Consider the following 22,349-nt stretch of genomic DNA (forward strand, 5'->3'; position numbering starts at 1 on the left):
CGATGTGTTAGTCGGTTCTTCAGCCCATTTCACGAACACTTGTGGCCGTTCCGGTTCCGTCGTGGAACCACGAAAGCGGTGACAAGCATGCTGATGCGCGGTCTGATCTTCGTGTTTCTCTCGGGTGTCGTTACCCTTCAGATGTCGTCATCCTTCGAAAGTTGGCAGAACACACTCGGCGACGAACCCGCGGCGGGGAAAGCAGACCCCGTCGCGAACGCTACCCTTCCCTCAGGTACATCGGTCCTCAAGGCCGATGCCGCAGGTCACTATCGCGGCCAGTTCAGACTCAACGGGAAACCAGTCGAGGGAATGGTCGATACCGGTGCATCGGCCGTTGCGATCAACGAGAGCACCGCACGCCGCCTCGGATACGGTGCTGCGGCCCTGGATTTCCGGTATTCGGTGAACACGGCCAATGGCCGCAGCGAGGCCGCGGTCGTCAGGCTGAAACGCGTCGAGGTCGGCTCGATCAAGATCGAAGATGTAGAAGCTCTCGTGCTGCGGGACCGGGCACTCTCCGACACGTTGATCGGCATGAGCTTTCTCAGTCGCCTGAGCAGCTACAAGGCGGAACGTCAATCACTGACCATGGTTCGTTGAGTCGCCGGTCGAAACGCCGAAAGCCTAGGCCATTCTTTTCAGGATGACGGGCCGGGTGGGCGGGTCGTCCTGCGCTATCGCGTAAGCTGCCTGCACCGTCTGGGCAGCGCGTTCTCCGCTGTCGTGCTCAGCGGCGTGGACGGTCGCGATCATGTCTCCCTTCGACACCCGCGTGCCGATCGGCAGCAATCCGCTGACACCGACGCGAGGATCAATTGAATCGGAGGGCTTTGTGCGGCCGCCACCGAGCGCGACGACCGCTAGGCCGAGCGCACGGGTATCGCAGGCTGATACCCACCCTTCCCGGGCAGCCAGAACGGGGATCTCGATGGCGGCTGCGGGCAGGTGGACATCCGACCGCTCGATGAAATCGGCGGGGCCACCCAGCGCGCGCACCATTCTGCCGAAGATCTCGGCCGCCTTTCCGGAATAAAGCGCACTTCGGCAACTCGTCTCTGCCACCGCAGTATCGGGCGCAAGACCCGCGTTGACCAGCATCTCCGCGGCCAGCGCGAGCGTCACCGTCTCCAGTCTTGTACCTGCCTTCCGTCCGAGCAGAAAATCGACACAGTTACGAACCTCGATTGCATTGCCGGCACAGTCGGCGAGCGGCTCGTTCATGTCTGTCAGCAGGGCAGATGTTTTAAGGCCGGCGCCATTTGCGACGCGCACGAGAGAACCCGCAAGTTCCTCGGCCTCGGCGAGACTCGTCATGAAGGCGCCGTTGCCGACCTTGACGTCGAGCACCAGCGTCTGCAGCCCCGCAGCGAGCTTCTTCGACAAGATGGACGCTGTAATCAGCGGCACGGACTCGACCGTCGCGGTGACGTCGCGAATGGCGTAAAGCCGCCGGTCCGCAGGAGCGAGATCGCCTGTCTGACCGATGATGGCGCAGCCGACCTCTTCCACCGTACGGTGGAACGTCGCCGCGTCCGGCATGACCTCGTAGCCAGGAATCGACTGCAGTTTGTCGAGCGTGCCGCCCGTATGGCCGAGCCCGCGTCCCGAAATCATCGGAACGGCAAGTCCGCAGGCGGCTGCGATCGGCGCGAGCATTAGCGATACATTGTCACCGACACCGCCGGTTGAGTGCTTGTCTGCGATCGGTCGCCCAACCCCGGGCCACGCGAGGACCTCGCCCGAGTCACGCATCGCAATCGTCAGGGCAACGACCTCTTCCGCCGTCATGCCGCGGAAAAAGACTGCCATGGCAAAGGCCGCGATCTGTCCCTCGGACAAGGTGTCATTGCTGAGAGCGGCGATGAATTCCGATATCTCCCCGCTCGTCAGCACCGCGCCGTCGCGTTTGCGCCGGATAATCTCCTGAGGGAGCATCGCTCAGTACCCCGCTTTTTCGGCAAGGGACTTGCCCTCGCCGAGGATGGAGAGGATGTCGTCCAAGAGCCCCGAAGCGCCGAAGCGGAAAGTCGACGGCATGACCCAGTCGTCCCCCATGATGGTTCGCGCATGCCGCAAATAGAGCGCTGCGTCGGCAACGCTGGAAATCCCGCCGGCCGGCTTGAATCCGACCTTCCGGCGACTGTCACGGATGACAAGCAACATGATGTCGGCGGCCTCTAGCGTTGCGTTCACAGCAACCTTACCCGTCGACGTCTTGATAAAATCGGCGCCTGCGGCAATCGCAAGCTCCGATGCACGGCGGATGAGGCCCGCGTCCTTCAACTCTCCCGTCTCCAGGATCACCTTGAGAAGCGCCCGCTCGCCGCAGGCGGTACGGACCGCCTCGACCATTTCCGTCACCGCCGACTCGTTGCCGGCGATCAGTTTCTTATAGGGGATGACGAGGTCAATCTCGTCCGCGCCGTCGTCGATGGCGCCCAGCGTTTCGGCCACCACCTCGGCAATCGAAAGTGCGCCCGACGGGAAATTGACGACGGTCGCGATCCTGACGGGGCTGTCCACACCGAGAATCGCTCGCGCCTGCGCGACGAAGCGCGGCCAAATGCAAATCGCAGCGGTATGGCCGTATATCGTCTGCGCCTTTGCGCAGAGCTCCACGATCGCCTGCGGCGTGGAATCATCCTTGAGGTTCGTCAGGTCCAGCAAGGACAACGCGACGGCCGCATTTGCTCTCAGTTCATGGATTTCCAAGATCTGCTCCTTCGCCGCTGATCATCGCCTTGAGAACCGCCGCCAGTCGTTTGCCACCGATGGGAGCCATGTCCTTGGTTTCTTCATGGCTGAGTTCGACACCCGTCATGCCGGCGCCGTAGTTGGTGATCACCGACGCTGCAGCGACACGCAAGCCGAAAAAGCGAGCAAGGATCACTTCGGGCACAGTGGACATACCGACGGCATCGGCGCCGAGTATCCGCGCCATGCGGATTTCCGCCGGCGTTTCGAAGCTCGGGCCTGAAAACCACATGTAGACGCCACTCGCGAGCGGGACGTCGACCGCGGCCGCCGCTTTGCGCATCGCCGTGGCGAGTTCCACATCATAGGCGGACGTCATTCCGACGAACCGTTCGTCGTTCTCCTCGCCGATCAATGGATTGCGGCCGGAGAAATTGATGTGATCCGTGATCTGCATCACCGAGCCTGGCGGCAAGTCTTCGCGCAGCGATCCGGCGGCGTTGGTCAGGATGAGGGACCGCACGCCCAACCCCTTCAGCACCTGGATCGGCAAGCGCATCGCGCCCGCGTCACCCTTCTCGTAGTAATGAACACGTCCGGCGAGCATAATTACGGGAACGCGATCCAGCCACCCCGCCACCAGTTCGCCTGCATGGCCGGAGACGCCGCTGAGGGGAAAACCCGGCAGGTCATGATACGAAACGCGCACCGGATCGGTCACTTCGCCGACCAGCGAACCGAGTCCAGATCCGAGAACGATGCCGTACTGCGGCACCAGACCGTTCAGTTTTTCGACAAGGAGATCGATGACGTCCCTCATCCGAGGCTCTCCGTCTTGAAGGAGAAAGGCAGGAGCTCGTCCATGGTGAGGGTCGTCTGCACGCCGCCGTCGTCACAGAGATAAATGCGCGTTTCGGGTCCGGCAAACTCGGCGATCTTCTGGCGGCAACCGCCGCATGGAGGGCAGAGCGCCAATTTTTCCGCGATGACCGCCATCTCGACGATCTTCCTGCCACCGCCCATGATCATGCAACCGATCGCCGTCGGTTCGGCACACCAGCCCTGCGGAAAGGAGAGATTCTCGATATTGGCGCCGGTGTAGACCTTTCCGTCGTCGGCGCGGATCGCCGCACCGACCGGAAACTTCGAATAGGGCGCGTGGGCGTACTTCATCGCACCGCGTGCGGCCTCAAAAAGCTCCCTGGACATCTCAACGCTCCTTTACATAGGGCACGCCGCCGGCCTTCGGCGGGTTCGCCGAGCCGATAAGACCGGCAAGCAGGACGCAGGTCAGGATATAGGGCAGCGCCTGGAAGATCTGAACCGGCACCTCGCCGATCCCGGGGACGGATTTTCCCTGCATGAAGTTGGCAAGGGCATCGAGGAAACCGAAGAGCAGGCAGGCCAGCATGACCGGCACCGGCCGCCACTTTGCGAAGATCAGCGCGGCAAGGGCGATATAGCCCTTGCCCGCCGACATGTTGTTGATGAAGGCCGCCGATTGCGCGATCGCCAGATAGGTGCCGGAAAAGCCACAGAGGAAGCCGGCGACGAGCACGGAACGATAACGCAGCCACGTCACCGAGATACCGGCCGTGTCCACGGCGCCGGGATTCTCGCCGACGGCGCGCAGCCGTAGACCGAAGCGCGTGCGATAGAGTACCCACCAGGAGACCGGGACCGCCAGGAAGGCGAGATAGGTGAGCAGGTTGTTGCCGGAGATGATTTGCACGTAAATCGGCCCAATGACGGGGACATCATGCAGCAACTCGGCTCCCGGCAGCTGGATGGGCCCGAAGCGGGCGTCGGCGGGCAGACCGGGCGTGCGGCCCCCCTGGCGGAACCAGGCATGGCCGAGAACGGCCGTCAGACCGGCAGCCGCGAAATTGATCGCCACGCCCGAGACGATCTGGTTGCCGCGATTGGTGATCGACGCGAAACCATGCACCAGCGATAATGCCAGGGAGACCCCGATGCCCGACGCTAACCCCGCCCACGGCGACCCGGTCAGATAGGCCGTCGTGGCGGAGGCAAAGGCCGCAGCGAGCATCTTGCCCTCGAGCCCGATGTCGAACACACCGGCACGCTCGGAGAAGAGGCCCGCAAGTGCGGTAAAGATCAGCGGTATCGACAGACGAACCGTGGAGCCTAGGATGCTGACGAGAATGTCGAAATAGTCCATGGCGGGCGGTCCTCAGTCTCTCGTCATTTTCTGGTAGATGCGCACGATCGCCGGCCGGAACATGTATTCCAACGCGCCGGCGAAAAGAATGACCAAGCCTTGGATTACCATAATCATGTCGCGAGTGATCGTCGGCATCTCGAAGGACAGATCGGCGCCGCCCTGATAGAGTACGCCGAACAGAATGGCGGCGAGCACGATGCCGACGGGATGATTGCGGCCCATCAGCGATACGGCGATGCCGACAAAGCCGGCGCCGCCGACAAACTCCACTTGCAGCCGAGCCGAGGCGCCCATGACCGGGTTAAGCGCCATCATGCCGGCAAGGCCGCCGGAGATCAGCATGGTGATGATGACGATCTTCACATACGGAATGCCGGCATAGGCGGCAACCGAACGGCTGATGCCGAGTGTGCGCATCTCGTAGCCGAGCTTGGTTCGCCAGATGAGAACCCAGACCAATGCACACATGACCAGCGCGACAAGGAAGGAAACGTTGAGCGGCGCGGGGCCGAGGTCCAGACCGAACATCGACATCAACCAGTCGAGCTTGGGCAGCTTGCCGCCCTCAAGGAAGGTCCGGGTTTCCGGCGCCATCTTTCCAGGAACGATCAGCACGTGCACCAGCACATAGTTCATCAGCGATGAAATGATGTAGTTGAACATGATCGTGGTGATGACGATGTGGCTGTTTCGCTTGGCCTGCAGCCAGGCGGGAATCGCCGCTCCGGCCGCCCCGAACAGGGCTGCGGCACAGATGGCGAAAGGCATAGTCACAAACCACGGCACATAGTGGTCGAGGGAAAGCGCCACCAGAGCCGCACCCAGTCCGCCGACATACGCCTGGCCTTCCGAACCGATGTTGAAGAGACCGGCATGATAGGCGACCGCGACCGACAGGCCCGTGAAAATGAAGTTGGTGGCATAGAACAAGGTGAAGCCGATGCCTTCGCCCCGTCCGAGTGCGCCTTGCAGCATGAGAACAAGCGCATCGTAGGGATTTTCCCCGATGATCCAGACGACGAGTCCGGAGACGAGAAAGGCGAGAATGAGGTTAACCAGCGGCAGCAGCGCGTAGTTGATCCAGTTCGGAAGGGGTACGGAAGCAGTGCTCATTTCGACCTCAAGCGGCAATACCGGCCATCATCAGGCCGAGCGTCTGTTCGCCGGTGTCCGGCGTCTTTTCGCCGACGATCTTGCCGGCAAACATCACCAGGATACGGTCGGAGAGCGAACGGATTTCATCGAGTTCGACCGAGACCAGAAGCACCGCCTTGCCGGCATCTCGCGTCTCGACGATGCGACGATGAATGAATTCAATGGCACCGATGTCGACACCACGCGTCGGCTGTCCGACGATCAGCAATTTGGGATCGCGCTCGATCTCGCGGGCGACAACGATTTTCTGCTGGTTACCACCGGAAAAGTTGGCCGTCTTCAGCCGTGGATTCGGCGGCCGAATATCGTATCTCTCAATCTCGTCGAGAGCCGCCTTGCGCACGGCATCAGGATCGAGGAACAGGCCTTTGCCATAGCGCTTGTCGCGATGATAGCCGAGGATGGCGTTCAGGCTTTCCTCAAACGGGAGCACGAGCCCCATGTGGTGGCGGTCTTCGGGAATATGGGCGAGACCGAGGCCGCGCAGTCTCGCCGGATCGAAACCGGTGACGGGCTCTCCGTGAACCAGGATCTCCCCGGAGGCAGGCTTGCGGATCCCGGTTATCGCCTCCAGCAGTTCGCTTTGCCCATTTCCCGCCACGCCCGCGATCCCGAGAATCTCACCGGAGCGAACATCGAACGAGACATCGTCGACCATGGTGACACCACGGTTATCTTTGACGGTCAGGTTCCGTACCGAGAGGAAGACCTCGCCAGGCTTGGCGGCTCCCTTTTCGACATGAAGGAGCACACGTCGACCGACCATCAGTTCGGCAAGCTCTTCGACCGTCGTTTCCGACGTCTTGCGGGTAGCAACCATTTCTCCGCGCCGCATGACCGAAACCGTGTCGGTGATCGCCATGATCTCGCGCAGCTTATGCGTGATGAGCACAACCGTCTTGCCCTGATCGCGCAGGACGCCGAGAATCTTGAAAAGGTGGTCGGCTTCGGAAGGCGTCAGCACGCCGGTCGGCTCGTCGAGGATCAAAATTTCCGCGCCCCGGTACATGGCCTTCAGGATTTCGACACGCTGCTGGAGGCCCACCGGCAACTCCTCGATGACGGCATCCGGCTCCACCTCGAGTTCATAATCTTCCTCGAGCCTCTTCAGCGCGTTGCGCGCCGCTTCCGTTCCCTTTCTGAGAAGCGCACCGCCTTCCGCGCCCAGCATCACGTTCTCGAGGACGGTGAAATTTTCGACCAGCATGAAGTGCTGATGCACCATGCCGATTCCGGCCGCGATCGCGGACTGGCTGTCGCGGATGGCCACCGGCCTTCCATCGACGTGAATCGTGCCGCTGTCGGCCTGATAGAAGCCGTAGAGAATCGACATCAACGTCGATTTACCCGCACCGTTTTCACCGATGATGCCGTGGATCGAACCCTTGGCAACGGTCAGGTTGATGTTCTTGTTGGCATGAACCGCGCCGAACTTCTTGTCGATCCCGATCAGTTCGATCGCAGGTGCCTGACTCGTTGCGTTCATTCCGGGTCCCCTAGACATAGTAAGGGCGCAGCACGGCCGGAAAGACCACCCTGCGCCCGCGGCTCAAATCACTTCGGGCAGGAATTGTCCGACATGTAATCATGAACCTTGACGGTTCCGGCAATGATATCGGCCTTCGCCTTCTCGACAGCAGCCTTCATTTCATCGGTAACAAGCTTCGCGTTGTGCTCGTCAAGTGCATAGGCGACCCCGTCTTCCTTCACGCCGAGTGCCTGGACACCGGCCGAGAACTTGTCGCCCTTGGCGTCGGAGTAGGCGTTGTAGACGGCGAGATCGACGCGCTTCACCATCGAGGTGAGGACCGAACCCGGATGCAGGTAGTTCTGGTTCGAATCGACGCCAATCGACAGCTTGCCATTGTCCGCCGCCGTCTGCAGCACGCCGAGACCCGTGGCGCCCGCAGCCGCGTAGATGACGTCCGCACCCTGGTCGATCTGGTTCTTGGTCAGTTCACCGCCGCGCACCGGATCGTTCCACGCAGCACCGGTCGTGCCGGTCATGTTCTGCAGGACCTCAATGGACGGGTTAGCCGCACGGGCGCCCTGTTCATAGCCGCACTCGAACTTGCGGATCAGCGGGATATCCATGCCGCCGACGAAACCCACCGTGCCAGTCTTGGAGGCCATGCCGGCCAGAATACCGACGAGATAAGACCCTTCTTCTTCCTTATAGACGACCGAGCGAACGTTCGGCAGGTCCACGACGGAATCGACGATTACGAACTTGGTGTCGGGAAATTCGGCGGCAACCTTTTCGATCGCCGAAGTCCAGGCGAAGGAGACCGCAACGACGGGGTTGTAGCCCTTGGAGGCGAAGTTGCGGATCGCCTGTTCGCCCTGAGTATCACCGGTCGGCTCGAAATCGCGATAGTCAATGCCGGTCTCGGCCTTGAACTTTTCCGCGCCGGCGTAAGCGGCCTCGTTGAAGGACTTGTCGAACTTGCCACCCGTGCCGTAGACCAGCGCCGGTTTGACGTCCGCTGCGAGCGCTGTTGCCGACATAGCCGCCAAGGACATCAGACTCAAAAGGGTTTTCTTCATTGTTCAGCCCTATTCTTTCTTTCTAATCAACGTATTGGGTCCTCCCGCAAGCGCTTTGACACGCATCACTGCGGAACCACCGCCCCGCCCAATGGGTCCCGGCTGGCCAGCATCCTTGCATGGCTTTTGGAAAAATTCACCCGGTTTTTTTCAGTTGGTAAATATTCGTCGCCGCCCCGGTCGGCATGTTTACCGATGCCGAAAATTAAATCAGATCAAAGCGGTGGCAGCACCTCTAGCCGGCAGGGCACGTCACGCCGGTCCCCTTCAGGCCACAATAGCCGCCAGGGTTCTTGGCAAGATACTGCTGATGGTAGTCTTCGGCATAGTAAAATTCGGGAGCGAGCGCGACCTCCGTAGTAACGGTGTTCTTGCGACCGGCTGCGATCAGCGCCTGCTGAAACCCGTCGCGCATGCTCTGCGCGCGCTCGAAGTCCTCGACCCCTTCAACAAAGACCACCGAACGATAGGTGGTTCCGACGTCGTTCCCCTGGCGCATACCCTGGGTCGGGTCGTGATTTTCGAAGAAGATCTTCAGCAGATCTTCGAATGGAACCGCGTCGGGATCGTAGACAACCTTCACCACCTCGGCATGGCCGGTCAGCCCCGTTACAGTCTCCTGATAGGTCGGGTTGGGCGTGAAACCGCCTTGATAGCCCGCGGCCGTTACCCACACGCCCGGTGTCTGCCAGAAGAGACGTTCCGCACCCCAGAAACAGCCCATACCGAGGTAGACCACCTTCATACCGTCCGGATAGGGGCCCTTCAGAGGTCGACCATTGACGAAATGGGTCGTTGCCGTCGGAATGGGAGACGTCCGGCCGGGCAAAGCAGTCTCCGGCGTCGGCATCGTCATCTTCTTGTTGAACATGTCGATCAGGAACATCTGGATCTCCATCCTGCGCCGGAAACGGCGTTGTTACTCAAGCGGCAAAACGCCCGGCGGCCGGTCGCCTCTTGTAGCCGATCATCCACAACAGCAGCGAAAGGGCGAGAAAGACCGCGAAGGCCGGAAGAGGCAGAAGCCAGCGGATCGCAAAACCCCAGGCCTTCGGCCCCCAGGTCCGTTGCACTGCGTCGCTTACGACACTCAAGGTATCGGGGCTCAACTCGATCCACGCGATACCAAGCGGGGTAACCACGGTTCCGGACGCGGACACGGAAGCAATCGAATCCAAGACACCTGTTGCAACGGCGATGCAGAGCGCGACCAGACTCAGGAAGCGGAACAAAAAACCTAGCATTGTCTTCTCCGCCGCCGCGCGTGCCCGTACCGCGATGTTCAAACGGCGCGTGGCAATGATTACATAAGGTTTCGGAAGGGCAAGTCAAAATTCTGTCAGATTCCGGTTGATCCCGGACGAATCCTCGGTATATATCGCGCCCGACCGGCCGCATTGCCTTCCTCGGCATACTGGCTATCAAACGGACAGGTGGCCGAGTGGTTTAAGGCGCACGCCTGGAACGCGTGTGTACGTGAAAGCGTACCGAGGGTTCGAATCCCTCCCTGTCCGCCATGTTATCCCACAAGATATTGATTTTAAGAGCATATTTTAGTCGCGCTCTATCCAGCCCGCCAGTTGGCCCGCCGCGAGATTTTTCCCAGCCGCCATGACAGGCGGCTTTTGCTCACCGTGAATCTTCGCCGGCGGCCGCGTCATGCGGGTCGCGAGCACGCCATAATCACATCGAATGCAAATGGGCAGCGGTGGGCTAATGTAAGCAGTCTTCTCAGGCCATGGCCTTGGTTTCTGGCTTCTCGGTGGAGACCGCAGGGTCAACTCTCAATGGAAATCAACACCGTATGTGCCAGCCCGCCGATCCCGCCCGGAGGCGGAAATAATTTCCGGCTTGGCCGCAGCCAATGCAAGCAGCGCCGCAATGAGCGCCAGCAGCTTCAACATGGCCTTGCCCGCTGGATCGCTTCGGCGTCGTCTCCCTACGTCCCGCAGCAGCCGATCCGCGCAGGTGCGCCGTTAAAGTCTCCGCTCTTTCGAATCCTTGTCCATGCGCTTCCTCCCGTCCTTGGAAAGGATGAAGCCACCGACCGGCGCAAGTTCACGGCACAACGGGAATCTAAATCGCAATGGCGACTGCACGGAACTTGTACAGTTTCCGAATAAATCTTTAACTTATTGTGTTGTAGAAAACATCGGGGCCGTATGCGGCTCTGGGGCGTAGTAACCCCTAGTATACCGGGTTGGTGATCACCGCCAGAGAGCACCTGATTCTTTGGCCTTTCGGGGATCGGAGAGCCGTGGACGTATGTCCAGGTCCTCCGGAAATAGAAGTCCATGGGACCGATATGCTCGGTTTACCAACCCGATCAAGGGGGCATGGATGTTCCTTTCGCCACCGCTCAATGACTGGGCGCATACCGTGAATGTCTGTGTGTCATGTCCGATGCCTTCCGCCACGGGGGGACGCGGATCCATTTTTTCAAGGACGATATAATGAAAATACGTAATCTTTTCACCGTTCTAGCCTCGATAACCGGCGTTGCCTTGATCGGTTTCTTTTCGTCTCTCTGGCTTTATCGGTCGGCCTTCAATGAAGTTGTCGATGCCTATAGTGCGCAGAACAAATCGTATATTCTCGCTGATACCCTTCGCCAGTCTTCAGATGATCTGACCCGCCTCGTTCGCACCTATGCGGCGACAGGCGATACACAGTACAAGGACCAGTATAATGCGGTTATCGACATCCGGAACGGCAAGAAGCCGCAGCCAGTCGACTACTATCGTATTTATTGGGACTTCGTGGCCGGGGGCGAACCCAATCCGCGTCCACTGGGCCAGGCAATCTCGCTCACGGATGAGATGAAGCACGCTGGCTTCACCGATCAGGAGTTCGCACTGCTTGATGAGGCCAACAAGCGCTCCAATGGCCTCATTGAGCTTGAAGTTGAGGCGATGAATCTGGTCGACTCCGGAGATCCCGCCAATCGCCAAAAAGCGATCGAACTGGTCAATTCACGTGACTATCATAATTTTAAAGCCAACATCATGAAGCCGATCGACGACTTCTTCGTGATGCTGGATGAGCGCCTGACAGGCAACATCGAACGAGCCAACGCCACGGCCGGATTTTACTGGTCGATGATGATGGTCGCAGCGGGCACTCTGCTCCTCGTTCTTTGTGCCTTCGGCTACGTCACATTTACCCGCGTCATCCGGAGCATCACAGGCCTGACCTATGCGATGGGAGAGATTGCCGACGATAGGCTGGAGACGAACATCGTTGGCCGCGACCGCAAGGATGAAATCGGCGAAATGGCCGGAGCCCTGGAAGTTTTCCGCCAAAACGCGCTGGAGCGCATCCGTCTCACACAAGAGACAGAAGCCAACCGCAGCCTGTCGGAAAAGGAGCGGATCGAGCGCGAGAAACAGAGGGAGCAGGAGGCCGCCGAGCTGGAATTCGCATCGAGCAACCTCGGCATCGGCCTCGCCCAGCTTGCCGAAGGTAATATCTCCTACCGCATCACTCAGCCCTTTGCCGCCCATCTCGAAGAACCACGCATCAACTTCAACCATACGGCCGAAAAGCTCGACACAGCCTTGAGGCACGTGGCCGAGAACGCTCGTGGTATCGAGGCAGGTTCGAACGAAATCCGTTCTGCCGCCGACGACCTTGCCAAGCGCACCGAGCAGCAGGCGGCCGCCGTCGAGGAGACAGCCGCGGCGCTGGAAGAGATCACTGCGACGGTAAAGAACTCGACCGCCCGCGCACGGGAAGCCGGGGAATTGGTCGGCCGCACCAAGGCGGGCGCCGAACATTCCGGCGAGGTCGTCCGCCGCGCCGTTGCGGCGATGGAAGCCATAGAAAAGTCGTCCTCGGAGATCAACAACATCATCGGTGTGATTGATGAGATCGCCTTCCAGACCAACCTGCTTGCCCTCAATGCAGGCGTCGAGGCGGCCCGCGCCGGGGAGGCTGGCAAGGGCTTCGCGGTGGTGGCTCAGGAAGTGCGCGAACTGGCCCAGCGTTCGGCCAACGCGGCCAAGGAAATCAAGGCTCTCATCGGCACGTCCAGCGCGCAGGTTCAGCAAGGTGTCCAGCTTGTCGGCGACACGGGCAAGGCTCTTGAAACCATCGTGGCCGAAGTGCAGGAGATCAACCGCCACGTCACCGCCATCGTGGAAGCCGCGCAGGAACAATCTTCCGGGTTGCAGCAGATCAACACGGCTGTGAACCAGATGGATCAGGACACGCAGAAGAACGCCGCGATGGTAGAAGAAACCACCGCAGCAACCTACAACCTGTCGCGTGAAGTGGCTTCGTTGAACGAGTTGCTGATCATGTTCAACCTGTCTGGTGGAGCGCGGCAAGCATCGGCTCCGGCCAAAGCCACGGCTCGCACGGCGACGGGAACGGAGAAGTCCGTAACGTCTCCAGTCAAGGCGCTCGGCCGCAAGATCGCCAATGCCTTCTCCGGCAATGCCGCCGTCAAGCCGGAAGAGTGGCAGGACTTCTGATGAACATTCAGCACACCGCCGCTGGCGAGGTTCTGGAAATCATCGCCTTCACGCTGCATGACCAGCAATATTGCGTGAAAACCACCTCCATCCGCGAGATTCGCGGGTGGGGACCAATCACGCCGCTGCCTCGTGCGCCTGCCGAGGTTCTCGGCGTGATGAACCTGCGCGGCACGGTCATTCCGATCGTCGATCTTGCCGTCAAGCTCGGCATGGCGAAATTGGAAGCCAGCGAGCGCAGCGCCATCGTCGTCACCAGCGTCAAAGGCAAGACGGTCGGCCTGATGGTTGACGGGTGTCGGACATTCTTTCCGTCACCACTGCCGAGCGTCAACCTGTCCCGGCCGCCGCGGGGATGGATACCTCCTATGCGTCAGGCATCATCGCTCGCGACAAGGCGATGATCTGCTTCCTCAACCTCGAAGCCATCTTCACGGATGCAGAACCTGACGAGTGGGAAGAAGCTGCATAACCCCCGGATCGTCACAGACTGGGACACGGGAGGCGCGCCCGATCACGGCGCGCCTTTCTCTATTAATCCCCCGGAACGAGGATCCAGCGTCGAACCCGCACGGGCAGAAACACGTCCAACAGCGTCCGGAGAAAATCGGGAAGGTTCTGAATCCTTGACGCCGCTTTCCGGACGAGCACGGCCTCCGCCCGGTCGCGGGCCATCATTCCCTGTGCCTTTCGCTGTTCAGCAACGGTCCTGTCTCGCGCCGCGAGAGCGGCAGCCGACGAAATCAATCGGGCTGGCGGCAGTGCCCGCAAGCTATGAACTGGCGAAGACATGTTGCTTGCTCTGCTTGACCGTGGGCTCGCTCATGGCGTTCAATTGTTACTAGCGCCAACGCAGGTCGGGCAGCGATCACCGCGCTCTGGCGCGCCCGCGGCTCAGGAGGTTTTGCATCATGTCTCAATCCAATACATCTGGCCGGTCGTTTGTCGGAGGCGCCGGGTTTTCAAGTCGGCGGACTTTTCTGAAATCCTCGGCAGCTTTTCTGGGCGCGACTTCGCTGGGAGCTTTGGGGGCGCCAAAGGCATGGGCAGACGTGGCGAGGCGCTATCCAATCGACACCCCTGCCGTCACTACACGCGAGCGGATGCTTTCCTTTCCGCAGACGCTGACACCCGGCCTCGAGAAGTACCAACTTCGTGATGTTTCAAGATATGGAGAGTTCGGCTACGGGGAATGGTCTTTCGGCTCCGGTCTGCCGGTCATGGAGCGTCTGGACCTGATGCCGGCCGGCTATGTGCGGCCCGAGAATGCTGAAAAAACACGGCTTCTCAGATTCTTCTCCTTTGCAGATGTTCATATCACTGACAAGGAAGCGCCCAATCAGTTGATTCTGTTCCAGCAGATTGATCCCTATTCGTTCAGAAATACGTCCATCTATTCAGGCGTCATGTTGTACTCGACGCAGGTTCTCGACGCCGCCGTGCAGACGGTGAACGACCTGCACCGCCGCGAAGCTTTCGATTTCGGCATCACCTTGGGCGACGCCTGCAATAATTCTGCATACAATGAAATGAGATGGTTCATCGATGTGCTGGATGGAAAGGTGATCACGCCCAGTTCCGGCGCGCATGTCGGTGCCGACAGCATCGACTATCAGATGCCGTTTCAGGCGGCGGGGCTGGACGGTAATATTCCCTGGTACATGGTAATGGGAAATCACGACCATCTGCTCATCGGGTCATTCCCGATTGACGCGGAACAGTCGCTGGGCTTCAGAGAATCGTATACGGCAGATAGCGTCTGGGCGATTGGCAGTCCGATCAGACAAGAGGACTTTTCCAGCTTCCCGCCCCTGTTTGACTACCGCAACCTGCGGGCAGCCCCGACCTATTATCCGGGCATCCTGGACGGTGCGAGCCCGAACGGTGATATCATCCATGCCGGCAGCACCGACGATCCTGCATTCGGCGGCAAGGCACCGCGAGTTGTGCCCGATCCTGACCGGCGCCCGCTCGTCCGGTCGGAATGGATTGACGAGTTCTTCAAGACGACATCACATCCCGTCGGTCATGGCTTCCACCTGATCAACCGCGACACCGGCGATCCCGCCGACGCGGCATTCGCCTGCTACAGCTTCGTTCCAAAGTCCGAGATCCCGCTGAAGGTCATCGTTCTGGATGTCACCCAGTCGAATGATGATGGCTCGTTCGACATCCACGGCCACGGCTATCTGGATGCGCGGCGCCTCGACTGGTTAAGAGCGGAACTTGCCAGCGGGCAGGCCGACAACCAGCTCATGATTATCGCCAGCCATATTCCGATCGGTGTCTCGGCGATCGGATCGCACATGGAATGGTGGATGGGGGACAAGAACACCAAACCCGGCTATGAAAATGCTGTCGACCTCGCAGGACTAGTGGGCATGTTGCAGAACGCGCCCAATCTGCTGATGTGGATTGCCGGGCATCGCCACATGAACGTCGTCAAGGCATTCCCATCCGCCGATGAAAGCCGTCCAGAGCAGGGCTTCTGGCAGGTCGAGACTGCCTCGCTTCGTGATTTTCCGCAACAGTTCCGGTCGTTCGAGATCTATCTCAACAGCGACTACACTGTGTCGATCGAGACCCTGAACGTGGATGTCGCCGTGGCCGAGGGGACACCCGCCGCACAGTCGCGCAAATATGCCATCGCGACACAGCAGATCATTCAAAACAACCTTAAGCTCAACAACCCCAATTTCGCCACGGCCGGCGGGCGCGGAACGATTCCGATACCGAGCATAGACCCGACCCGTCCGCAAAGTGATGATCCAGCTGCTCTCGATCCGTCGATCCGCTACGAAGACCTATCGACGGCCAAGGTGCCGGTCCCGTATCATGCGTCGTGCAACGCGGAACTGGTGAAGCCGCTCAGCGCGCAGATGGTCGCGCACCTCAGGCAGACTTTTGCGTTTCAGAACTGACGGCACGGAACCGACGAAACGGCCAGGTGACACGCGTCCCCTCGGATTCGTCCGGTAGGGGTGTGCGGAGGGCCCGCGCACCGAGGCTCGATTTGCCGTCGGTGTGCAGCGGTTGTCATTGGAAGTCAGGAGACTCCAATTTATCGAACGTCTGAAGCGGATCGTTGCCATTATCGATGACGCCTCGCGCCTCGAAGGCTTCCACGCTGGCGTCCCGAATGGATGTCTCTCCTCGCCACCCTCGACGCTTCAGATAGACGGCAAGGCCTCGCCTTGTGCCGGGCCAGCGACGAGCGCCGCGAAGCGGGAAAAGAACTCTCCCGCCAGCTTCTTCGCGGTCGAGTCGATGAGCCGGCTGCCGAGTTGCGCGATCTTGCCGCCGACCTCCGCTTTGACACTGTAACTGAGTACGGTCGCCGCCTCACCGTCGGCTTCCAGCGCGACGTCGGCGCCTCCTTTGGCAAAGCCGGCCATCCCGCCCTTGCCCTCGCCACTGATTGTGTAGGAGCGCGGCGGGTCTAGGTTCGAAAGCGCAACGGCCCCCTCGAACTTCGCCTTGATGGGGCCGATCTTCAAGACGACCTTCGCAGTCATGTCGGTATCGCTCGTCTTGTCGAGGCTCTCGCAGCCCGGGATGGCTTGCCGCAGGATTTCCGGGTCGTTCAACGCCTGCCAGACGGCGTCGATCGGCGCCTCTATGCGTTCGGTTCCGCTCATGTCCATTGTCGATCCTCCCGTTCCGCAGGCTCCTCGCCGGCAGCTTACAAGCGCCCCGATCTGCTTGGCAAGGCTGCGATCAGACGACGACGGGCTGCTCGACGCGGCCGGAACCGCCGAAAAATCTCAGGTAGCGCTCGATTTCGACCGGATCTCCCGTCGCCTTGCGGGGATTGTCGGAGAGTTTGACAGCCGGCCGGCCATTGGCTTCACTCACCTTGCAGACCAGCGAGATGGGCTTCAGGCTTTCGATCTCACGCGGAGCGCAGCCTGCAAAGTCATTGGTGAGGTTGGTCCCCCAGCCGAAGCTCATCCGGACCCTGCCCTCGAAGTGCCGGTACGTGTCGATGATCGCGTCGACGTCGAGCGCATCGGAGAAGATCAAGAGCTTCTGACGCGGATCGCGGCCCATCTTGCGCCACCACTCGATGATTTCCTCCCCGCCCTCTATAGGCGGAGCGCTGTCGGGCCGGAACCCGGTCCAGTCGGCAACCCAGTCGGGCGCATCGCGCAGGAAGGCCGCGGTACCGAACGTATCCGGCAGCACGATCAGCAGGTTGCCGCCGTAGAGCTGCTTCCAGTCGCGCAGCACCCGATAGGGTGCAGCAGCGAGTTCAGCGTCGTTTCGCGCAAGCGCCGCCAGGACCATGGGCAATTCATGAGCGTTGGTGCCGACCGCCTCGAGGTCGGAGTCCATCGCCAGCAGGACGTTGCTGGTGCCGGTGAAAGCGGGGCCGATCCCCTCCTTCAGCGCCTCGACACACCAGCGTTGCCAGAGGAAACTGTGCCGGCGGCGCGTGCCGAAATCGGAAATCCTGAGCCCCGGCAGATCGCGCAGCCGCTCCACCTTGGCCCACATCTTGGCTTTGGCGCGGGCATAGAGAACATCCAGCGTGAAGAGACCCAGCGACTTCATGACCGCGCGCGATCGCAGCTCGTTGATAATGGAGAGCGCCGGAATTTCCCACATCGTGGTTTCTTTCCAACGCCCGTGAAAGTGAAGGACATACTGGCCGTCCTTCTTGGACAGTTCGTATTCCGGGAGCTGAAAGTCGGCAAACCAGCTCAGGAACTCCGGCTCGAAGATCTGCGATTTGCCGTAGAACGTGTTGCCGGCGAGCCAGATCGCTTCCTTTTTGGAAAGACGCAGCGAACGGGCGTAGTCGAGCTGCTCGCGCAGCTCCCCCTCGTCAATCTCGTCGGCGAGGCGCACGGTGGTTGCCCGGTTGATCAGGCTGAAGGTGGCATCGACATCCGGATACCGTTTCCAGATCATCTGCAGCATCAGCAGCTTGTAGAAGTCCGTATCGATCAGGCTGCGGACGATGGGGTCGAGCTTCCAGGTGTGATTGTACACACGGGTTGCAATATCGGTCTTCGTCATCGGATGTCCGCCCTGCCAGATACGGCCGGGTCAGGCCGCCAGTTCATGAGCCGGCCTGAGGGTCGACTGCTTCCGACGCAACCTTATCGAAAAAACCTCTCCCAAAGTCCATAGCAGAACGGAGACTATGCTCAGCCGCCGCCGCTGCTCGTTCCGCCGGTGGCGTCGTTTGGCGCGGTTGGCGACGCCGGCTGTTCGATCCGGGTGTCATTCGACTCCCGCTCCGGGGCAATCGCATTGCCCCACCACTCCACGGGCACCCAGAACAGCATTGCAAGGATCAGCCCCACGAGCAGGACGACCAGCACCGGCCGGCCGAGAGAGCCCTGCCGCGCCTGAACGGCGGGCGCGGGCTGCGGGCGCCCGTCGGCATGGCTGTTCTCGATGTTGTTTTCCTGCTTGTCCGAGCGGCTGGCCATGGCTTTCTCCTCACCGAGTTGCTTCCGGCTTTCGAGCGATCGAAGGAGGAACGGACGGCCAGGACCAATGTTCCCGGCAAACACACGGCCGAGGTCAGTAGCCCGCCTTCCGGTCTACGACGTGCTGGAGCGACATGCCCGATTCGAACCGTTCGATCTGCTCTTCGGCATGAGCAAACAATGCCCTGACATCCGAGGCGGCGGCGGCGTGCGGGGTCACGATCACGTTTTCCATGCCCCATAGCGGGCTTTCCGGAGAAAGCGGTTCTCGTCCGAAAACGTCGAGCGAAGCTCCGCCGAGGACACCTTTTTCCAGCGCGGCAACGACATCGGCCTCGACCTGACTGCCGCCCCGTCCCGCGTTGATGAAAACCGGCTTGCCGAGCGCACCACCCTGACGTAGTCGGGCAAACAGCCGCGCGTCATAGATGCCGCGCGTATCGGGAGTAAGCGGCAACAGGCCGACAAGGATGTCGGTCCGGCCGAGGAATGCATCGAGGCCGGCGGCATCAAAGGTTTCGATGCCGTCGATCGTCTTCGCGGTTCGAGACCAGCCGATGACGTTGAAGCCCATGACCTTGAGCTTTCGGGCCGCGTCCTGGCCGAGAACGCCGAGCCCCATGATGCCGACGGTGACATCGCGCGCCTCCGGCTGCGGATCAATCTCATGCCAGACCCGTGCGCGCTGCTGCACCGCATAGGCCGGAACGCGGCGCAGATGGGCGAGCGCCTGCAACACGACCCATTCGCTCATGCGGTCGGTCAGGCTGCGATCCACGAAGCGCACGACAGGCAGGTCCGGCAGTTCATAAGCCGAGAGAATGTGATCCACGCCGGCTCCGCCGGAGAAGATCACCTTCAGATCGCGTGCGCGAGCAAAGAGCTGCGGGTCGGGCTTCCAGACGACCGCATAGGGGATGCCACTCAGATCGCGACCCGCGTTTTCGGGCAGGGCCATGTCGACTACGTCCCGGCCGACGAAGGCGTTCCTGAGCGCGTCCGTCACGCTTGCGCGGCCGAACTTGAGATCGATGACGACAGGGCTCTTCTCGGCCATGGGATACCTCTATCCTGCTACTGACTGATTGCAGCGGTTCGAACCGCCTCGAGGTTGAAGGCCGCGGCCAGCAGAGCGCGGGTGTATTCGGTCTTCGGATTCCCGAAGACTTCGCTGGCGGGGCCCTGCTCCACCACCTGCCCCATGCGCATGACGATGACGTCGTTTGCAAGCGCCTTCACGACGCGCAAATCGTGGCTGATGAAGAGGTAAGCCAGGTCGTGGCGCTTCTGCAGGTCACGCAGCAAATCGACCACCTGCGCCTGCACGCTCATGTCGAGCGCCGAGGTCGGTTCGTCGAGCATGACGAAACGCGGCTTCAGCACCATGGCACGTGCGATCGCGATACGCTGCCGCTGACCACCGGAGAACTCGTGCGGATAACGCCATCGGGTCGCGGTATCGAGCCCCACTTCCTCAAGCGCCCAGCAAACCCTTGCGTCGCGTTCGTCCGCAGAAAGACCGCGTTCGTGAACCTTCAGTCCCTCGGCAATGATCTCGCCGACCGACATGCGCGGGCTCAGGGAACCATAGGGATCCTGGAAGACGATCTGCAGGCGGTTTCGCAGCGGACGCATGTCCTTGTACGAATAGCCGTCTATCTCCTGGCCAATGAAGCCGATGTGCCCTGCCGAGGAAATCATGCGCGCGAGCGCCAGACCAAGTGTGGTCTTGCCCGAACCGGATTCGCCGACCACACCGAGCGTCTGCCCGGCCCGAAGCACCAGGTCGACGCCATCTACCGCCTTCACGTGATCGACGATCTTGCGCAGGAAACCCGCCTTTATCGGAAACCAGACACGAATGTCCTTGCCTTCCATCACGATCGACTTGCCGGGATCGGTCGGCGGCGGCTCGCCGCGCGGCTCGGAGGCGAGGAGATGACGCGTATACGCATGCTGCGGGTTCGAGAAGATTTCTTCAACGGGGCCGCTTTCGACAATACGCCCCCCGGTCATGACGCAGACGCGATCGGCGAACTTGCGGACGATGCCGAGGTCATGGGTGATGAACAGCATCGACATGCCGTGAGTCGCCTTCAGCGAACGCAGCAGCTCGAGGATCTGTGCCTGAACGGTCACGTCGAGCGCGGTCGTCGGTTCGTCGGCGATCAGCAGCTTCGGACGGTTTGCGAGTGCCATGGCGATCATGACGCGCTGACGCTGCCCGCCCGAAAGCTCGTGCGGATAGGCGGCAAGCCGCTTCTCCGGATCGCGAATGCCGACCTGACGCAACAGCTCCAGCGTCCGCTCACGCGCCGCCGATCCGCTCGTCGCCTGATGCAGGGCGAGAATCTCGCCGATCTGCTTCTCGATCGTGTGGAGCGGATTGAGCGAAGTCATCGGCTCCTGGAAGATCATCGTGATGTCGTTGCCACGCACACGGCGGAGATCCGTCTCGGGCAGCTTCAGCAGGTCGCGACCCTCGAAGCGGATCTCCCCCGAAGGGTGGCTTGCCGCGGGGTAGGGCAAAAGTCGCAGGACAGAATTCGCCGATACGGATTTGCCGGATCCCGACTCGCCGACCAAGGCGACGACCTCGCCCGGCCGGACGTCGAAGCTCACGTGATCGACGGCGAGCGTTTCCCGCTCACCCTGGCGAAAGGCGACCGAAAGGTCCCGGACAGAAAGAAGCGCCTCCGTCATTTGAAGGCCTTTCTGGGATCAAAGGCGTCACGCACCGCCTCGCCCACGAAGATCAGCAGCGAGAGCATGATTGACATGGTGAAGAAGGCGGTGAGACCGAGCCACGGCGCCTGCAGATTGCGCTTGCCCTGGGCGATGAGCTCGCCGAGCGAAGGCGAGCCCGGCGGCATGCCGAAGCCGAGGAAGTCGAGCGAGGTGAGCGTGGTGATGGAGCCCGACAGAATGAACGGGAGGAAAGTCAGTGTCGCAACCATCGCATTGGGAAGCAGGTGGCGGAACATGATCGTCCAGTTGCCCACCCCGAGCGCGCGGGCGGCGTTCACATATTCAAAGTTGCGGGCTCGCAGAAACTCGGCACGGACGATGCCGACGAAGCTCACCCACGAGAAGAGCAGCATGATACCGAGCAGGACGAAAAAGCCGGGCGGCAGGATCGCCGCGATGATGAGCAGGATGTAGAGCACCGGCATGGACGACCAGATCTCGATGAAGCGCTGCATCAGGAGGTCCGTCCAGCCGCCGAAATATCCTTGTATGGCACCGGCGGTGACGCCGATGACTGCCGAACAGAGGGTGAGCGCGAGACCGAACAGCACCGAAATGCGGAACCCGTAGATCATGCGGGCGGTCACGTCCCGTGCCTGATCGTCGGTGCCGAGCCAATTGAAGTTTCCGAGTACGCAGCCCGGATCGTCGGCGTCCAGCGGATAGCCCTTGCAGCGCTCCTCCTTGCTCATCAGCCAGAAGGGCGACGTCGGAGCCGAATGGGGAATCTCCGAGTTGACCGTGCGATAGGAATAGCGGATCGGCGGCCAGACCATCCAGCCGTTGGCATTGATCTCGTCGGCGATAAACGGTGAACGATAATCGGTCACCGCCAGGAAGCCGCCGAACTTCTCCTCCGGGTAGTCCACCAGAACCGGAAACAGGAGTTCGCCCTTGTAGGACGCAACGAGCGGCCGATCATTGGCGATCAACTCCGCAAACAGGCTGAGCACGAAAAGGATCATGAAGATCCAGAAGGACCAGAAGCCCCGCCGGTTGGCCTTGAAGTTTTCGAGGCGCCGACGATTGGTCGGCGACAGCCAGGGCTTTCTGCCCGGCGCCTTAGCCCCGCTGGCGGCGATCGGTTCGGAAACGGACATC

The 22,349-nt window shown here is 60.8% G+C and carries 19 protein-coding genes, 1 tRNA gene and 1 pseudogene; 5 read left to right on the forward strand and 16 right to left on the reverse strand.

The features are described from left to right. Positions 1-87: 87 nt before the first annotated feature. Entirely contained in the window at positions 88-603 is a 516-nt protein-coding gene (locus ACM6UT_RS06770; protein ID WP_416796577.1) for a retropepsin-like aspartic protease family protein, read from the forward strand. A gap of 24 nt (positions 604-627) precedes the next feature. Here ACM6UT_RS06770 and deoA read toward each other — a convergent pair whose 3' ends face one another. The 10 genes from deoA to ACM6UT_RS06820 form a co-directional block, all read right to left on the reverse strand. Further along, on the reverse strand, positions 628-1,938 hold the full coding sequence (gene deoA, locus ACM6UT_RS06775; protein ID WP_416796578.1) for a thymidine phosphorylase: 1,311 nt from the start codon (positions 1,936-1,938) through the stop codon (positions 628-630). Between the two features lie 3 nt (positions 1,939-1,941). Continuing rightward, positions 1,942-2,715 carry a deoxyribose-phosphate aldolase gene (deoC, locus tag ACM6UT_RS06780; protein ID WP_416796579.1) on the reverse strand — a complete coding sequence of 258 codons (774 nt, stop codon included), beginning with the start codon at positions 2,713-2,715 and terminating at the stop codon, positions 1,942-1,944. After that, positions 2,702-3,517, reverse strand: a complete 816-nt coding sequence (locus tag ACM6UT_RS06785; RefSeq protein WP_416796580.1) for a purine-nucleoside phosphorylase — start codon at positions 3,515-3,517, stop codon at positions 2,702-2,704. Before ACM6UT_RS06785 ends, deoC begins: the two co-directional genes overlap by 14 nt. After that, positions 3,514-3,906, reverse strand: coding sequence for a cytidine deaminase (locus tag ACM6UT_RS06790; RefSeq protein ID WP_416796581.1), 393 nt, complete (start codon positions 3,904-3,906; stop codon positions 3,514-3,516). The genes ACM6UT_RS06785 and ACM6UT_RS06790 overlap by 4 nt, the downstream gene beginning before the upstream one ends. Position 3,907: 1 nt before the next feature. Then, positions 3,908-4,879 (reverse strand): ABC transporter permease, encoded by a 972-nt coding sequence (locus tag ACM6UT_RS06795; protein WP_416796582.1) that lies wholly within the window; start codon positions 4,877-4,879, stop codon positions 3,908-3,910. Positions 4,880-4,891: 12 nt separating this feature from the next. Then, the gene (locus ACM6UT_RS06800) at positions 4,892-5,995 is read right to left on the reverse strand and encodes an ABC transporter permease (RefSeq protein WP_416796583.1); all 1,104 of its coding nucleotides are present in this window, start codon (positions 5,993-5,995) and stop codon (positions 4,892-4,894) included. Positions 5,996-6,002: 7 nt separating this feature from the next. Next, entirely contained in the window at positions 6,003-7,523 is a 1,521-nt protein-coding gene (locus tag ACM6UT_RS06805) for an ABC transporter ATP-binding protein (protein WP_416796584.1), read from the reverse strand. 68 nt (positions 7,524-7,591) lie between these two features. Next, positions 7,592-8,584: a BMP family lipoprotein gene (locus ACM6UT_RS06810; RefSeq protein ID WP_416796585.1), complete on the reverse strand. Its 993-nt coding sequence runs from the start codon at positions 8,582-8,584 to the stop codon at positions 7,592-7,594. A gap of 235 nt (positions 8,585-8,819) precedes the next feature. Next, positions 8,820-9,470: a peptide-methionine (S)-S-oxide reductase MsrA gene (gene msrA, locus ACM6UT_RS06815; protein WP_416796586.1), complete on the reverse strand. Its 651-nt coding sequence runs from the start codon at positions 9,468-9,470 to the stop codon at positions 8,820-8,822. 37 nt (positions 9,471-9,507) lie between these two features. Beyond that, positions 9,508-9,828 (reverse strand): hypothetical protein, encoded by a 321-nt coding sequence (locus ACM6UT_RS06820; protein WP_416796587.1) that lies wholly within the window; start codon positions 9,826-9,828, stop codon positions 9,508-9,510. Between the two features lie 183 nt (positions 9,829-10,011). Between ACM6UT_RS06820 and ACM6UT_RS06825 the strand changes: the two genes are divergently transcribed. The 4 genes and pseudogenes from ACM6UT_RS06825 to ACM6UT_RS06840 all read left to right on the forward strand — a co-directional run bounded on the left by ACM6UT_RS06825 (position 10,012) and on the right by ACM6UT_RS06840 (position 15,980). Beyond that, positions 10,012-10,101 (forward strand) — tRNA-Ser (locus ACM6UT_RS06825). Between the two features lie 936 nt (positions 10,102-11,037). Beyond that, positions 11,038-13,059 carry a methyl-accepting chemotaxis protein gene (locus ACM6UT_RS06830; protein ID WP_416796588.1) on the forward strand — a complete coding sequence of 674 codons (2,022 nt, stop codon included), beginning with the start codon at positions 11,038-11,040 and terminating at the stop codon, positions 13,057-13,059. Continuing rightward, positions 13,059-13,531, forward strand: a pseudogene (locus tag ACM6UT_RS06835) (chemotaxis protein CheW). The gene ACM6UT_RS06830 and the pseudogene ACM6UT_RS06835 overlap by 1 nt, the downstream one beginning before the upstream one ends. A gap of 439 nt (positions 13,532-13,970) precedes the next feature. Continuing rightward, positions 13,971-15,980 (forward strand): TIGR03768 family metallophosphoesterase, encoded by a 2,010-nt coding sequence (locus ACM6UT_RS06840; RefSeq protein ID WP_416796589.1) that lies wholly within the window; start codon positions 13,971-13,973, stop codon positions 15,978-15,980. Positions 15,981-16,229: 249 nt separating this feature from the next. On the opposite strand, the gene ACM6UT_RS06845 is transcribed toward ACM6UT_RS06840, so the two are convergent. The 6 genes from ACM6UT_RS06845 to ACM6UT_RS06870 form a co-directional block, all read right to left on the reverse strand. Next, complete coding sequence (locus ACM6UT_RS06845) at positions 16,230-16,703, reverse strand: SRPBCC family protein (RefSeq protein WP_416796590.1); 474 nt, start codon at positions 16,701-16,703, stop codon at positions 16,230-16,232. A 73-nt stretch (positions 16,704-16,776) separates the two neighbouring features. Next, on the reverse strand, positions 16,777-18,081 hold the full coding sequence (gene pncB / locus ACM6UT_RS06850; RefSeq protein WP_416796591.1) for a nicotinate phosphoribosyltransferase: 1,305 nt from the start codon (positions 18,079-18,081) through the stop codon (positions 16,777-16,779). A gap of 131 nt (positions 18,082-18,212) precedes the next feature. Continuing rightward, a complete protein-coding gene (locus ACM6UT_RS06855) occupies positions 18,213-18,500 on the reverse strand; it encodes a hypothetical protein (RefSeq protein WP_416796592.1) in 288 nt (95 codons plus the stop codon). A 94-nt stretch (positions 18,501-18,594) separates the two neighbouring features. Continuing rightward, positions 18,595-19,557, reverse strand: coding sequence for a 2-hydroxyacid dehydrogenase (locus tag ACM6UT_RS06860; protein WP_416796593.1), 963 nt, complete (start codon positions 19,555-19,557; stop codon positions 18,595-18,597). A 17-nt stretch (positions 19,558-19,574) separates the two neighbouring features. Further along, positions 19,575-21,203 (reverse strand): ABC transporter ATP-binding protein, encoded by a 1,629-nt coding sequence (locus ACM6UT_RS06865; protein WP_416796594.1) that lies wholly within the window; start codon positions 21,201-21,203, stop codon positions 19,575-19,577. Further along, a complete protein-coding gene (locus tag ACM6UT_RS06870; protein ID WP_416796595.1) occupies positions 21,200-22,348 on the reverse strand; it encodes an ABC transporter permease in 1,149 nt (382 codons plus the stop codon). The genes ACM6UT_RS06865 and ACM6UT_RS06870 overlap by 4 nt, the downstream gene beginning before the upstream one ends. Position 22,349: the final 1 nt, after the last annotated feature.

The sequence above is a fragment of the Ciceribacter azotifigens genome (genome assembly GCF_048159625.1).
Lineage (GTDB): Bacteria > Pseudomonadota > Alphaproteobacteria > Rhizobiales > Rhizobiaceae > Allorhizobium > Allorhizobium azotifigens.

Excerpts from the sequence above, each read along its gene's own strand:
- ACM6UT_RS06770 (WP_416796577.1), top strand. The coding sequence starts at position 88 with ATGCTGATGCGCGGTCTGATCTTCGTGTTTCTCTCGGGTGTCGTTACC.
- deoA (WP_416796578.1), bottom strand. The coding sequence starts at position 1,938 with ATGCTCCCTCAGGAGATTATCCGGCGCAAACGCGACGGCGCGGTGCTG.
- ACM6UT_RS06785 (WP_416796580.1), bottom strand. The coding sequence starts at position 3,517 with ATGAGGGACGTCATCGATCTCCTTGTCGAAAAACTGAACGGTCTGGTG.
- ACM6UT_RS06790 (WP_416796581.1), bottom strand. The coding sequence starts at position 3,906 with ATGTCCAGGGAGCTTTTTGAGGCCGCACGCGGTGCGATGAAGTACGCC.
- ACM6UT_RS06795 (WP_416796582.1), bottom strand. The coding sequence starts at position 4,879 with ATGGACTATTTCGACATTCTCGTCAGCATCCTAGGCTCCACGGTTCGT.
- ACM6UT_RS06800 (WP_416796583.1), bottom strand. The coding sequence starts at position 5,995 with ATGAGCACTGCTTCCGTACCCCTTCCGAACTGGATCAACTACGCGCTG.
- ACM6UT_RS06805 (WP_416796584.1), bottom strand. The coding sequence starts at position 7,523 with ATGAACGCAACGAGTCAGGCACCTGCGATCGAACTGATCGGGATCGAC.
- ACM6UT_RS06810 (WP_416796585.1), bottom strand. The coding sequence starts at position 8,584 with ATGAAGAAAACCCTTTTGAGTCTGATGTCCTTGGCGGCTATGTCGGCA.
- msrA (WP_416796586.1), bottom strand. The coding sequence starts at position 9,470 with ATGTTCCTGATCGACATGTTCAACAAGAAGATGACGATGCCGACGCCG.
- ACM6UT_RS06820 (WP_416796587.1), bottom strand. The coding sequence starts at position 9,828 with ATGCTAGGTTTTTTGTTCCGCTTCCTGAGTCTGGTCGCGCTCTGCATC.
- ACM6UT_RS06830 (WP_416796588.1), top strand. The coding sequence starts at position 11,038 with ATGAAAATACGTAATCTTTTCACCGTTCTAGCCTCGATAACCGGCGTT.
- ACM6UT_RS06840 (WP_416796589.1), top strand. The coding sequence starts at position 13,971 with ATGTCTCAATCCAATACATCTGGCCGGTCGTTTGTCGGAGGCGCCGGG.
- ACM6UT_RS06845 (WP_416796590.1), bottom strand. The coding sequence starts at position 16,703 with ATGGACATGAGCGGAACCGAACGCATAGAGGCGCCGATCGACGCCGTC.
- pncB (WP_416796591.1), bottom strand. The coding sequence starts at position 18,081 with ATGACGAAGACCGATATTGCAACCCGTGTGTACAATCACACCTGGAAG.
- ACM6UT_RS06855 (WP_416796592.1), bottom strand. The coding sequence starts at position 18,500 with ATGGCCAGCCGCTCGGACAAGCAGGAAAACAACATCGAGAACAGCCAT.
- ACM6UT_RS06860 (WP_416796593.1), bottom strand. The coding sequence starts at position 19,557 with ATGGCCGAGAAGAGCCCTGTCGTCATCGATCTCAAGTTCGGCCGCGCA.
- ACM6UT_RS06865 (WP_416796594.1), bottom strand. The coding sequence starts at position 21,203 with ATGACGGAGGCGCTTCTTTCTGTCCGGGACCTTTCGGTCGCCTTTCGC.
- ACM6UT_RS06870 (WP_416796595.1), bottom strand. The coding sequence starts at position 22,348 with ATGTCCGTTTCCGAACCGATCGCCGCCAGCGGGGCTAAGGCGCCGGGC.